A 12,130-nucleotide genomic window follows, 5' to 3' on the forward strand; every position below is an offset into this window, starting at 1 on the left:
CGGCAGGCCCGGCGGTGTGCTCCTGCACCGGGCCCGGCCCCAGCCCCGACAGCCAGTCGCGGCCGCCCCGGCCGGGCGGGCCGGCGGCCGCCAGCGGCATGCCGGCGAAGCCCAGCGCCTCGATCACCGCGCCGGTGCCGGCCCGCCACAGCCAGGTGCGGCGCGCGACGATCGGGTGCGGCACCGCCAGGGTCAGGGCGGCGCCGGCCAGCGGCAGCCCGTCGGCCAGCAGGCGGCCGCCGAGCTCGGCCAGGAAACGGTCGGGTCCGGGCGAGGCGCCGGCTTCGTCCAGCAGCCAGGCGAGGGGCGCGGGCAGATCCATGCCGCGATCATGCCGCCGCGGCCCCGGGCCTGTCACCCGTCGTGGGTGGCGAACTCCGTCCCGGCCGTGTTATTTTGCCGGCCTTGTAGGATTGGATGGCAGGGCAAGCCCATGGACGACCCAACCGTCTTCCGGCGCGAGATGCGGATTCCGGCGCCGCCCGCCACCATCTTCGCCTTCCTGACCGACCCGCAGAAGCTGCTGCGCTGGATGGGCATCTCAGCGACGCTGGAGCCGCAGCCGGGCGGCCTCTACCTGCTCGACGTCAACGGCAAGGACAAGGTGCGCGGCGCCTTCCGCGAGGTGGTGCCGGTGCACCGCCTGGTCTACAGCTTCGGCTGGGAGGGCAATGAAGAGGTCCCGCCGGAGTCGAGCCAGATCGAGATCGACCTGATCGAGCAGCCGGACGGCACCCTGATGCGGATGACCCATAGCGGCCTGCCGCCTTCGGCCGTGCCGGCCCATGCCAAGGGCTGGGCGCATTATCTCGACCGGCTGGCGGCCGTGGTTGCGGACCTCGACCCCGGCCCCGACATGCAGGCCTGCGACGCGCCGAAAGGCTGATCGCCGCGGCCAGCGGCAACCGTGGAGAGACCGATGCCAGACGCCCTCGTCGTCCACCGCGAAACCCATGTTCCGGCGCCGCCCGCCGCGGTGTTCGCACTGCTGACCGATCCGGAGCAGATCCTGCGCTGGATGGGCACCGAGGCGCAGCTCGACCCGCAGCCCGGCGGCCTGTACCTGGTCAACGTCACCGGCGCCCGCTTCGCCCGCGGCGCCTTCCGCGAGGTGGTGCCGGTGCATCGCCTGTCCTACAGCTTCGGCTGGGACGGCAGCGAGGTGGTGCCGCCGGGGTCGAGCCTGGTCGAGATCGACCTGGTCGAGCAGCCGGACGGCACGCTGCTGAAGATGACCCACACCGGCCTGCCCAATGCCGAGCAATGCGCCGGCCATGCCGAGGGCTGGGGCCACTACCTCGACCGTCTGGCCGTTGCCGGCGGCGGACGCGATCCAGGGCCGGATCCCTGGCTCGGCCGGACCGGCTGATCCTCGCCTGTCGGAGTCCGGCTCCCCCGTTCGTCCTTCGGAGAGACCCGTTCCGGAGGTGAGCCATGGATGAGAGACCGGTCATCAAGTCGCGCCGCAAGGGCCGAAACCAGACGCAGAGCATGCTGATCCCGAGCGAGGGCATGGTCGCCGACGCGCTGCGGGCGGCCCCACCCGGCCGGCTGTCGGATCTCACTGAACTGCGGCGGACGCTGGCGGCGCAGCATGGGGCCGATGCCTGCTGCCCGGTCACCACCCAGCGCCACTTGGTGCGGATCAGCCAGGATGGCAGCGCGCCGTTCTGGCGCGTCATCGACCCCGACCGGCCCTTCGCCCGGCGCATGGCCGGCGGGCCGGACGGCATCCGGGAGAAGCTGGCCGCAGAACGCTGACGGCGCGGCTGGGTTCCCGGCCCGGATCCTACCCTTTGGGCACCGCGCGGATGAAGGCTGCGCCCAGGCTGCCCTGATGCGCGGCCTGCAGCAGCCCGCGATACAGCGACAGGACATGGTCGTAGCCCGCCGCACCCGCCAGGGCGAGGATGTCGGATCGCTTCGCCTCGATCTTCGCCACCAGGACGGAGTACCACCTGACGTAGGAGTCATGCGCCTCCTCCACGTCGGTGACCCGCCATCCGGCGGAGTCCAGCACATCGGGAATCCGGGACAGCAGCGGAGGGCTCGGCAGAAACGGTCTTCCCGCGTCCATTAAGGCATGCGGGTCGTAGCTGCCGCGATTGACGTGATCGAAGATCACCATCCGGGTGCCATCCGTTGAGATATTTCTCAGTGTTCGGAGCGCCCGGACCTGGTCCGGAAAGCAGTAATAGGCGTTGAACATGCACAGGATGCCGGCGGTGACGCCGACCGTCCGGTCGGCATCGCAAACATCGCAGACGTGGAATTCCACGCCGGGATAATTCGTCCGGGCGGCGGCGATCGAGGCGGGCTCGATGTCGAAGCCGACCACCTTCCCCCAGCCCCTCGCCTGCAGATAATTCGCCGTGCCGCCCCGTCCGCATCCGGCGTCGACGATGATCTGGCCGGGCTGCTTCTCGAACGGCCGCATGGCGAGCTCGATGGCCTCTTCCTCGCCGGCATGGGCGTAGTCGCCGTCCCGCACCAAGGACAGCACCCGCATCCCCTCGAACGAGTTCATCGAAAACACGTCGCGTCTCCTCCTGCCGAGCGGCGCGCCTGACGTCAGGCCGGAGCCACGGTACAGGAGACGGCCGGGCACGTGCGAGCGCCGGCGGCACCGTCGACCGTCAGTCCTCGTCCTTGCCGGCCAGCCGGGCCTCCCGCGCATCATTGATGTACTGGGCGGCGACCAGCCAGCCCTTCAGTGGCCGCAGCAGGGCAAGACAGCCGCCGATCAGGAGCGGCACCGAGGTCAGGAGGTGCACCCAGATCGGCGGCTCATAGGCCAGTTCCAGCCAGGCGGCGAAGGCGATCACCGGGAAGCTGACGATCGAGATGACGAAGAAGGCCGGTCCGTCCGCCGGATCGGCGAAGCCGTAATCCAGGCCGCAGACATCGCAGCGCGGCGCCAGGGTCAGGAAGCCCTGGAACAGGTGGCCCTGGCCACAGCGCGGGCAGCGCGCCCGGATGCCGACTTGGAAGGGCTTCAGCGTCGGGTAGGTGGCCATGGTGAGTCCCCTGTGGCAGGCCGCGGGGTGGCTGCGGTCGATTGTACGCGCATCATCTAGTATTGCCATACATCTTGTTCAAGTGTATGGATATGCGATGAACCGCCGCAGCCGCTGACCAATGTCGAAATACCGCTCGATCGTCGCCCAATTGGCCGACCGAATCCGCTCCGGCGCGATGCTTCCGGGATCTCGCCTGCCGGCGCAGCGGCAGCTGGCGGCACAGCTCGGCGTCGACCTGACCACGGTGACCCGTGCCTACACCGAGCTGAAGCGTATGGGGCTGGTCGAAGGACGCACCGGCAGCGGCAGCTTCGTCCGTGGCGTTCCTGCCGCCGCGGCGCCGGCGACGACTGCGGATGGCTTCGACCTCAGCATGAACGTGCCGCCGCGGCCACCGGGGCTGGGCGACCGGGTGGCACAGGGCCTAGCGGCGCTGCTGGCGGGGCCGGATGGCGCCGCCAGCCTCGGCTACCAGCCCAGCGGCGGTACGGCCGGCGACCGCGCCGCGGCCGCCGGTTGGCTCGGCCGCCGCCTCGGCGCGGTGGCGGAGGACCGGGTGGTGGTCGCGGCGGGGGCGCAGAGCGCGCTGTTCGGCCTGCTTGACCTGCTGCTCGACCGCGGCGACACCTTGGCCTGCGCCGGCCTGACCTATCCCGGCATGCGGGCGATCGCCGCCCATCTCGGGCTGCGCCTGGCCGGCCTGGTGCAAGATCGCGATGGCCTCGATCCCGGGGCGTTCGAGCATCTGTGCCGGACCGGCCCGCCCAAAGCGCTCTACCTCGTGCCGACCATCGCCAGCCCGACCACGGCGACGCTGCCGCTGGAGCGGCGGCAGGCGATCGCCGCCACCGCCCGTCGGTACGGCGTCGCAGTCATCGAGGACGACGCCTATGGCGCGCTGCCGGAGACGGCGCCGCCGCCGCTGACCGCCCTGGCGCCGGAGATCGCCTGGCACGTCGCCTCGCTGTCGAAATGCGCCACGCCGGCGCTGCGCGTCGCCTATGTCGCGGCGCCCGACGCCCGGGCGGCGCTGCCGCTGACCGCGGGGCTGCGCGCGATCAGCCTGATGGCCTCGCCGCTGACCGCCGGCCTGGCCACGCGCTGGATCGGCGACGGCACGCTCGACGAATTGACGACAGCGATCCGGACGGAGAACCGGGCCCGGCAGCGCCTGGCGGCCGCGATGCTGCCGGCCGGTGCCGTCGCCGCCCATCCGGACGGCAATCATCTCTGGCTGGCTTTGCCGGAAGGCTGGACGGCGGTGGCCTTCACCGCGGCCGCGCGGGAATCGGGTCTGCTGGTGGTGCCAGCCGATGCTTTCGATGTGGCCGGTGCGCCGCCCCCGGCGGTGCGGCTGTCGCTCGGCGGCGTGGCCGACCGGGTGGGGCTGGAGCGGGCTCTGCTGCGCCTGTCCGGACTGCTCGCCTGGCCCAGCGCGCCGGGCCAGGCAATCGTGTGAGTCACTCCGTCGCCGGCAGCGGCGTCCAGCGACCCTTGACCTTTTGAAAGCTGTGAACCGGCATCGGCACGAAGCCGGCTCCGTCCCAGCGCCGCGGCTCCAGCGTCAGCCGGTCGCCATCGACCAGGATGCGGTTATAGGCGTTCGGCTCGTTGCGCCGGCGGCTCGAGGTCGCGGTCGCCGCCTGCGCCACCAGGATCGGCCGCCGCACCCGGCCATGATGGGTGGTGACCTCGCCGTAGAAGCCCCGGTGCAGATGCCCGGTCAGGATCAGGTCGACCCCGGCGGTGGCGAAGAAGCGCAGCGCCGTCTCGGCTCGCCCGATCAGCTTGGTCTCCGGCGCATCGGGCGGCGGCAGGAAAGGGTGGTGCGCCACCACGATCTTCAGCATGCCGCGCGGCAGGGCGCGCAGCGTCTCGCGCACCCGCTCGATCTGCTCCAGGCTGATCGAGCCATGCGACCAGTTCCAATGCGCCACCAGCCGCCGGGCGGTGTTGACCCCGATCAGCACGATCCCGTCCTGGACCAGCAGCGGCGCCGTGTCCGGGGTGATGAAGCGGCGGTAGCGCGAGAACGGCTTGGTGAAGCGCGACAGCAGGTTGTGCCGCGGGATGTCGTGATTGCCCGGCACCACGATGTAGGGCGCCGGCAGCCGGTCCAGGAAATCCCGCGCCGCCGCGAATTCACCGCTGTGGGCATCCTGGGTGAGGTCGCCGGAGACGGCGATCACCGAGGGCTTGAGCGCCTTCAGCTCGGCCAGCAGGGCCTCGACCAGCGCCGGCTCGGTGCGGCCGAAATGCAGGTCGGAGATGTGGGCGACGCTCTTCATAACTCCGGCATGTCGGGCGTATCGGGATCGGTGCGCGGCACCAGCACGGTCAGCGCACGCGGCAGGATGCGATAGCGCAACGGCGTCGCCAAGAAATGGTTCTCCCCATCATTGGCGACCCATAGCCGCGGGCGGCGCGAGATCACGTTGACCCGGCGCGCCGCCAGCGCCGCCGCGGCGGGGTCGTGCTGCCAGGTGCCGGCGACGATGCGGGCGATCAGGCGCCACAGATCGAGCCGGCGGTCGATCCGCGCGGCGTAGATGCCCAGCGTGCCGCCGTCGAGCGCGGTGCGGGTGTGGATCGCGGCGAAACCCTCGGCCAGCGGGTTGTTGGTGACGGCGAGCGTGCGGGTGACCAGCCGCACCGGCCGGCCGTCGGCCTGCAGCACGACATGCAGCCGTGGCCCGCGGTCGAAGCCGCGGAAGAAGGCGCGCAGCAGCCGCAGCCATTTCAGCGGCCCGGGATCGTGCCGCATCCGCTCGCGCTGCTGCACCATGCGCGGGGCGATGCCCGGCAGCGAGCTGTTCAGGAAGATCCGGTCATTGACCAGGGCGACGTCGATCCGCCGGGGGATGCCGGCCAGGAGAGCCGGCAGCGCCGCCTCGGGCGACAGCGGGATGCCGAGATCGCGGGCCAGCAGGTTGGCGGTGCCCATCGGCAGGATGCCGAGCGGCCGGCCGGTTCCGGCCCGGTTCTCGGGCAGCAGGCGCTCGGCCGCGGCGATGATGGTGCCGTCGCCGCCGCCGATCAGGATCGCCTCGGCGTCCGAAGCGATGGCGGCGTCCAAGGCCCGGCACAGCTCCGGGCCCTGACCCACCATCACGCGCGGCTCGTGCCCGGCCTCGGCCAGGATCTGCTGCAGCCGGGCCGCGATGGCCTCGCGCGGCCGGCCCAGCAGGGCGCCGGCGGCGCCGTTCAGCACCAGCGCCACGCGCATCCGGCACTCCTCATCGGGCGGTGCCGGTGGTGCCGCCCTCGCAGGTGCAGGCGGTGCTCGGGATGGTGCCGCCCGGGATCGGGCAACTGCCATACATCGTGACGCAGCGATAGGCTGCGCCGGCCGAGGGCAGCGGCAGCAGCGGGTTGCTTGGCGCCTTGCGGCTCAGGCTCTCCGCCTGCCGCGGCGCTGGCACCGGCTGGGCCCGGAACGGCGCCAGCTGCGGTGCTCTGGTCTGCCCGGGCGGCGTGATTTCCAGGGGGGCCGGTCGCTGGCCGCGGGTGATCGCCGGCGACCCGATGCCGCCGGCGCAGGGACTGCCGATCTGGCCGGGGTCGACGATGCATTGCGCCATGGTGGGCGCCGTGGCGGCGGAGGCCGCCGCGACGACGAGGCCGGCGGCAAGGGCCAGGCGGATCAGCGGGCTCATGCTGATGAGATGTGCGGCGGGCCGGCTACTTCAATGGTCGCAGAGCGCGATGTTTCGCTGCGTTTCCGCCTCGTTTCGTTCTAAGGTGAGGGCGAAACTGGAGTCGGGCGCGGTGCCGGGCCATGCATGGCCGGCCGATCGCGCAGCCGAGCTTCGAAAAACTCACCCTCCCAATCTGGAACGCCAGCCGACCGGCGTGGTCGGCCGCGGCGTCAGCCCCAGCCACCCGAGAGGCAGCCATGGCTTTCACGTTGAAGATCAACGGCACACCCCAAGAGGTCGATGTCGACGGCGACACCCCGCTTCTCTGGGTGTTGCGTGACGTGCTCGGCATGACCGGCACCAAATTCGGCTGCGGCCAGGCCCTGTGCGGCGCCTGCACCGTGCATGTCGACGGTGCGGCGACGCGGTCCTGCGTCACCACGGTCGACAGCATCGGCGACAGCGCCATCACCACCATCGAGGCAGTCGGCGGGACGCCGCAGGGCAAGGCCCTGCAGCAGGCTTGGCTGGAGCTGGAGGTGGTGCAGTGCGGCTACTGCCAGTCCGGCCAGATCATGTCGGCGGCGGCGCTGCTGAAGGACACGCCGAAGCCGACGGATGACGACATCGACGCCGCCATGTCCGGCAATGTCTGCCGCTGCGGCACCTATCAGCGGATCCGCGCCGCGATCCACAAAGCCGCGGCGTGAGGGAGGATCAGACCATGCCTGATGGTTCGTACACCCTCGATCGCCGCGGGTTCCTCAAGGTCGGCGCCGCCGTCGGCGGCGGTCTGGCCCTCACCGTCGCCCTGCCGTCCGCGCTGCGGCCCGCTTTGGCGGCGGCCGAGGCAGCCGGCTTCGTGCCCAACGCCTTCATCCGCATCGACCGCCAAGGGCTGGTGACCCTGGTGATTCCCTCGGCCGAGATGGGGCAGGGCATCTACACCGCCGAGGCCATGCTGCTGGCCGAGGAGCTCGAGGTCGGGCTGGACCAGGTCCGGCTCGAGCATTCGCCGCCCAGCGATGCGCTCTACGCCAATCCGCTGATCGGCGCGCAGCTCACCGGCGGCTCGACCTCGGTCCGCGGCTTCTGGACGCCGCTGCGCCAGGCCGGCGCCACGGCGCGCATCCTGCTGGTCGCCGCCGCGGCCAAGCAATGGGGCGTCGATCCGGCCGGGCTGAAGGCGCAACTCGGCAAGGTCTCGGACGGCAAGCGGTCGCTCGGCTATGGCGAGCTGGCCGACCTGGCCGCGACCCTGCCGGCGCCGGACCCGAAATCGGTGACGCTGAAGGACCCGAAGGACTTCACCATCATCGGCAAGCCGGCCAAGCGCCTGGACACGCCGGACAAGGTGAACGGCAAGGCCGAGTTCGGCATCGACGTGAAGCTGCCGGGCATGAAGGTCGCCGCGATCGCGATCTCGCCGGTCAGCGGCGGCAAGCCGAAATCGGTGGACGAGGCCGCGGCCATGGCGGTCAAGGGTGTCCGCCAGGTGGTGAAGACCGACGAATCGGTGGCCGTGGTCGCCGACCATATGGGGGCGGCCAAGAAAGGGCTCGAGGCCGCGGCGATCCAGTGGGATGACGGCCCGAATGCCGGCGTCAACAGCGCCGACCTGATCCGCCAGCTGGAGGAGGAGTCGAAGAAGCCGGGCGCCGTGGCCCGCAACGAGGGGGATGCCGAGAAGGCCCTGGCCGGCGCGGCGCAGCGGGTCGAGGCGATCTACCAGGTGCCCTTCCTGGCCCATGCGGCGATGGAGCCGATGAACTGCACCGTGCATGTGCGGAAGGACAGCTGCGAGATCTGGGTCGGCACCCAGGTCCCGACCATGGCCCAGGCGGTGGCCGCGCAGGTCGCCGGCCTGCCGAAGGAGAAGGTGCAGGTCCACAACCACCTGATCGGCGGCGGCTTCGGCCGGCGGCTCGAGGTCGACGGCATCGCCCGCGCGGTCGCGGTGGCGAAGCAGGTGGACGGCCCGGTGAAGGTGGTCTACAGCCGCGAGGAGGACATCCAGCACGACATGTACCGGCCGTATTACTACGACCGGTTCTCGGCCGGGCTGGACGTGGAAGGTCGGCCGGTGGCCTGGACCCACCGCATCGCCGGCTCCTCGATCATGGCGCGCTACTTCCCGGCCGGCTTCAAGGACGGGGTCGACGCCGACGCGGTCGAGGCCGCGGCCGAGCCGCCCTATGCCTTCCCGGCGATCCGGGTCGAATATGTCCGGGTCGAGCCTCAGGGCGTGCCGACCTCCTGGTGGCGCGGCGTCGGCCCGACCCACAACGTCTTCGTGGTCGAAGGCTTCGTCGACGAGCTGGCGGCGGCGGCCAAGCAGGACCCGGTCGCCTACCGCAAGTCGCTGCTGGGCCACAATCCGCGGGCCCTCGCGGCGCTGACGCTGGCGGCGGAGAAGGCCGGCTGGGGCACGCCGCTGCCGAAGGGCCATGGCCGCGGCGTGATGGTGCAGTTCGCCTTCGGCAGCTATGTCGCGATGGTGGCGGAGGTCGAGGTGGCGGGCGACGGGTCGATCAAGGTTCACCGCCTGGTCTGCGCCGTGGATTGCGGCCTGGCGGTCAACCCGGACACGATCGAGGCCCAGGTCCAGGGCGGTTCGCTGTTCGGCCTGACCGCGGCGCTGCACGGCAACATCACCTTCGCCAACGGACGGGTGGAGCAGTCGAACTTCGACACCTACCTGCCGATGCGGATCGACGAGGTGCCGGTGGTCGAGACCCATCTGATCAAGAGCGCCGAGGCCCCCGGCGGCATCGGCGAGACCGCGACCGCCGCCGTCTCCCCGGCGGTGGCGAACGCGATCTTCGCCGCCACCGGCAAGCGCCTGCGCAGCCTGCCGTTCGACGCGGATCTGCTGAAATCATCGTCCTGATCGACCGAACCCGGCGGGGGCCAAGGGCTCCCGCCGGCACCATCCCGAAGGGAAGAGGAAGAAGATGAAGCTGACGCAATGGGCCCTCGCGGCCCTGCTGGTGGCCGGCGCGGGCACGCCGGCTTTGGCCGATGGCGATGCGGCGCGGGGCCAGACCCTGTTCTCGCGCTGTAGTGCCTGCCACACGGTGACCGAGCAGAACAAGATGGGCCCGCATCTGTCCGGCGTGTTCGGCCGCACCGCCGGCACGGTGGCCGGCTACACCTACTCCAAGGCCATGGCCGCCTACGGCAAGGCCTGGGACGAGACGACGCTCGACACTTTCCTGACGGCGCCGAACAAGGCCGTGCCGGGTACCAAGATGGCGGCCGGCGCCATCGCCAACCCGCAGGACCGCGCCGACATCATCGCCTATCTGAAGACGCTGGGCGCGTCGTAAGGCTGCGAACCGAATCGTACGACTCCACCCTTCTACTCTCCCCCTCCCCTCGCGGGAGGGGGGTGGAGGGAGGGGGTGTCGATGACAGGATCGGGCATCGGGGGCGGCGATACTCTCGTTGCGACCGTCGACCTCTGCGCTGACGGCGCCAAACCCTCCCCCTGGCCCCCTCCCGCAAGGGGAAGGGGAGGATAAATGGGCGAGGCGGATTCCGATGACCGCCGCCTTCCACCCCGGCCCCTTCGTCCGTCACCCTATCCACACCGCCTCGACATTGTTGCCGTCCGGGTCGATCAGGAAGGCGGCGTAGTAGGTCGGGCTGTAGTCGGCCCGCAGCCCCGGCGCGCCGTTGTCGCGGCCGCCGGCGGCCAAACCCTCAGCATGGAAGCGGTCTACCGCCGCGCGGTCCGGCGCACGGAAGGCGACATGCGTGCCCGTGCCCGCCGTTCCGGATCGGTACAGCCACAGCGCCGGCGCCCCGGTCGGGCCGAGGCCGGCATCGGCATCGCCGCGGGAATAGACCCCGTAGCCGAGCGGGGCCAGCACCGCCTCGTAGAAGCGCAGGCTGGCGTCGAGGTCGCGGACCTTCAGGCCGACATGATCGTACATGGCAGAAACCTCCGTTTTGAGCCGGAGGTCATGCTGCGGCGATCGGGGCCAGCCTTTCTTGGAAGATCTTGCGGTCGCCCCGGGCCGCCTTGCGGAAGCGCTGGGGCGAGACGCCGGCGGCGCGATGGAAGCTGCGCACGAAGTTCGAGAGGTCGCCGAAGCCGACATCATAGGCGATGTCGGTCACTGGCCGGGCGTCCTCCGCCAGCAGCCGGGCGGCGCGGCGCAGCCGCGCGCGGACCAGATACTGGTGCGGGGTGACGCCCAGGCTGCGGGCGAAGATCCGCAGGAAATGGAACGGGCTCAGGCCGACGGTGCGGGCCGCGCCGTCCAGGTCGACCGGCTGGTCGGCATTGGCGTCGATCCACAGCGCCACCTCCACCGCCCGGCGGCGGTCGCGCGCCGCGGGCTCGGCCGGCCGCACCTCGCGCCCGGTCACCAGGGCGACGAAGCGGGCGGCGAAGGCGATGCCGACCTCGTCGAGCCCCAGATCGCTGCGGCCTGTTGCGGCGGCCTGGGCCAGCTCGCCCAGCACCATCAGCCCGGGCAGCGGTGGCATCGCCCCGGCGCGCCAGGCGGCGCGGTCGTCGCCGATCGCCTCGACCAGGGCCGGGGCCAGCTCGAAGGACAGGCACTCGTCGCCGCCATGGTGGTGGTCGTGCATGCAGGTGAACTCGTCGCCCGGATGGCCGACCAACACCGACCCCGCCACCAGCTCGTCCGCCCGGCCCAGCTGGCAGCAACCGAAGCTGCCGCGCCGGACATAGGAGAGGGAATGGCCGGCGTGCAGCTCGGTGAAGGGACGGTCGCCCGGCCCGGCGCTGCACCGGTAGTCATAGACCACCATCGACGGGCGCTGCAGGATCTGTTCGGCGGGCATGCGCCGAGTCTGCGCGCGCCCGCCGCGCCGGGCAAGCCCGGTCGGGCTGCGCCCAGTCGGCCGCACCTGGTCAGTCGAACAGCGAGGCCTGGGCGGCGGCCGCGGCGCCTTCGATCCGCAGCATGCGCAGCTTGGTGTCGACGCCGCCGGGGGCGGAGAAGCCGCCGGGCTTGCCGCCCGCCGCCAGCACCCGGTGGCACGGCACCACGATCGGGAACGGATTGTGCCCCATCGCCTGGCCGACGTCGCGGGCCAAGAGCGGGTCGCCCAGCCGTTTGGCGATCTCGCCATAGGTCATGGTCGACCCAGGCGGGATGGCGCGGGCGATGGCGTAGACCCGGCTTTCGAACTCCGAGACACGGCCGAGGTCGACCGGCACGTCCGACAGGTCATCGCGCTCGCCATGCAGCAGGGCGCCGATGCGCTCGATCACCCGGGCGATCTCGGGCGGGGGCGCGCCTTCCTCGGCGCCGGGGCAGCGCCGGAGCAGGCGCATCCGCGTCCTCTCCGGGCTGGACCCCGGCAGTTGCACGCCGGTGATGCCGCGCGGTCCCCAGGCGATGCCGCAGGGGCCGATGGCGGTCTCGAACAGGGTATAGAGATGCTCGCTCATGGGCCGGATCATACTGCCCATCCTTCGGGCAGTCGGCCCGG

Annotated in this window: 16 protein-coding genes; 7 read left to right on the forward strand and 9 right to left on the reverse strand. The window is 71.5% G+C overall.

Translation table 11 applies throughout. From position 1 onward, the window contains the following. Positions 1-322: hypothetical protein (locus tag AB4Z01_RS24715; RefSeq protein ID WP_441698512.1), on the reverse strand; the 322-nt coding region annotated here is incomplete at its 3' end. Between the two features lie 111 nt (positions 323-433). Between AB4Z01_RS24715 and AB4Z01_RS24720 the strand changes: the two genes are divergently transcribed. The 3 genes from AB4Z01_RS24720 (at position 434) to AB4Z01_RS24730 (ending at position 1,761) form a co-directional block, all read left to right on the forward strand. Continuing rightward, a complete protein-coding gene (locus AB4Z01_RS24720) occupies positions 434-886 on the forward strand; it encodes an SRPBCC family protein (RefSeq protein WP_441698513.1) in 453 nt (150 codons plus the stop codon). A 33-nt stretch (positions 887-919) separates the two neighbouring features. Next, positions 920-1,369, forward strand: coding sequence for an SRPBCC family protein (locus AB4Z01_RS24725; RefSeq protein ID WP_441698514.1), 450 nt, complete (start codon positions 920-922; stop codon positions 1,367-1,369). 65 nt (positions 1,370-1,434) lie between these two features. Then, positions 1,435-1,761 (forward strand): hypothetical protein, encoded by a 327-nt coding sequence (locus AB4Z01_RS24730; protein WP_441698515.1) that lies wholly within the window; start codon positions 1,435-1,437, stop codon positions 1,759-1,761. A 28-nt stretch (positions 1,762-1,789) separates the two neighbouring features. Here AB4Z01_RS24730 and AB4Z01_RS24735 read toward each other — a convergent pair whose 3' ends face one another. Together AB4Z01_RS24735 and AB4Z01_RS24740 are read right to left on the reverse strand one after the other, a co-directional pair. Continuing rightward, a complete protein-coding gene (locus tag AB4Z01_RS24735) occupies positions 1,790-2,527 on the reverse strand; it encodes a class I SAM-dependent methyltransferase (RefSeq protein WP_441698555.1) in 738 nt (245 codons plus the stop codon). Between the two features lie 109 nt (positions 2,528-2,636). Further along, on the reverse strand, positions 2,637-3,017 hold the full coding sequence (locus AB4Z01_RS24740) for a DUF983 domain-containing protein (protein WP_441698516.1): 381 nt from the start codon (positions 3,015-3,017) through the stop codon (positions 2,637-2,639). A 121-nt stretch (positions 3,018-3,138) separates the two neighbouring features. Between AB4Z01_RS24740 and AB4Z01_RS24745 the strand changes: the two genes are divergently transcribed. Next, positions 3,139-4,479, forward strand: coding sequence for an aminotransferase-like domain-containing protein (locus tag AB4Z01_RS24745; protein ID WP_441698517.1), 1,341 nt, complete (start codon positions 3,139-3,141; stop codon positions 4,477-4,479). Position 4,480: 1 nt separating this feature from the next. On the opposite strand, the gene AB4Z01_RS24750 is transcribed toward AB4Z01_RS24745, so the two are convergent. The 3 genes from AB4Z01_RS24750 to AB4Z01_RS24760 are packed head-to-tail and all read right to left on the reverse strand — an operon-like array spanning position 4,481 to position 6,676. After that, positions 4,481-5,308, reverse strand: a complete 828-nt coding sequence (locus AB4Z01_RS24750; protein WP_441698518.1) for a metallophosphoesterase family protein — start codon at positions 5,306-5,308, stop codon at positions 4,481-4,483. Next, positions 5,305-6,246: a diacylglycerol/lipid kinase family protein gene (locus AB4Z01_RS24755; RefSeq protein WP_441698519.1), complete on the reverse strand. Its 942-nt coding sequence runs from the start codon at positions 6,244-6,246 to the stop codon at positions 5,305-5,307. Before AB4Z01_RS24755 ends, AB4Z01_RS24750 begins: the two co-directional genes overlap by 4 nt. Before the next feature lie 10 nt (positions 6,247-6,256). Beyond that, positions 6,257-6,676 (reverse strand): hypothetical protein, encoded by a 420-nt coding sequence (locus tag AB4Z01_RS24760; RefSeq protein WP_441698520.1) that lies wholly within the window; start codon positions 6,674-6,676, stop codon positions 6,257-6,259. Between the two features lie 239 nt (positions 6,677-6,915). Between AB4Z01_RS24760 and AB4Z01_RS24765 the strand changes: the two genes are divergently transcribed. The 3 genes from AB4Z01_RS24765 to AB4Z01_RS24775 all read left to right on the forward strand — a co-directional run bounded on the left by AB4Z01_RS24765 (position 6,916) and on the right by AB4Z01_RS24775 (position 9,987). Then, positions 6,916-7,368, forward strand: a complete 453-nt coding sequence (locus AB4Z01_RS24765) for a (2Fe-2S)-binding protein (protein WP_441698521.1) — start codon at positions 6,916-6,918, stop codon at positions 7,366-7,368. Positions 7,369-7,382: 14 nt separating this feature from the next. After that, the gene (locus AB4Z01_RS24770; protein WP_441698522.1) at positions 7,383-9,548 is read left to right on the forward strand and encodes a molybdopterin cofactor-binding domain-containing protein; all 2,166 of its coding nucleotides are present in this window, start codon (positions 7,383-7,385) and stop codon (positions 9,546-9,548) included. Positions 9,549-9,612: 64 nt separating this feature from the next. Continuing rightward, positions 9,613-9,987, forward strand: coding sequence for a c-type cytochrome (locus AB4Z01_RS24775; RefSeq protein ID WP_441698523.1), 375 nt, complete (start codon positions 9,613-9,615; stop codon positions 9,985-9,987). A 249-nt stretch (positions 9,988-10,236) separates the two neighbouring features. Here the strand turns inward: AB4Z01_RS24775 and AB4Z01_RS24780 are convergent, their stop codons facing one another. The 3 genes from AB4Z01_RS24780 to AB4Z01_RS24790 form a co-directional block, all read right to left on the reverse strand. Further along, positions 10,237-10,596 (reverse strand): VOC family protein, encoded by a 360-nt coding sequence (locus AB4Z01_RS24780; protein ID WP_441698524.1) that lies wholly within the window; start codon positions 10,594-10,596, stop codon positions 10,237-10,239. A 28-nt stretch (positions 10,597-10,624) separates the two neighbouring features. After that, entirely contained in the window at positions 10,625-11,476 is an 852-nt protein-coding gene (locus AB4Z01_RS24785; RefSeq protein ID WP_441698525.1) for a helix-turn-helix domain-containing protein, read from the reverse strand. Between the two features lie 70 nt (positions 11,477-11,546). After that, positions 11,547-12,089 carry a methylated-DNA--[protein]-cysteine S-methyltransferase gene (locus AB4Z01_RS24790; RefSeq protein ID WP_441698526.1) on the reverse strand — a complete coding sequence of 181 codons (543 nt, stop codon included), beginning with the start codon at positions 12,087-12,089 and terminating at the stop codon, positions 11,547-11,549. Between the last annotated feature and the right edge of the window lie 41 nt (positions 12,090-12,130).

The organism is Inquilinus sp. YAF38 (assembly GCF_052113205.1).
Classification (GTDB): Bacteria; Pseudomonadota; Alphaproteobacteria; order DSM-16000; family Inquilinaceae; genus Inquilinus.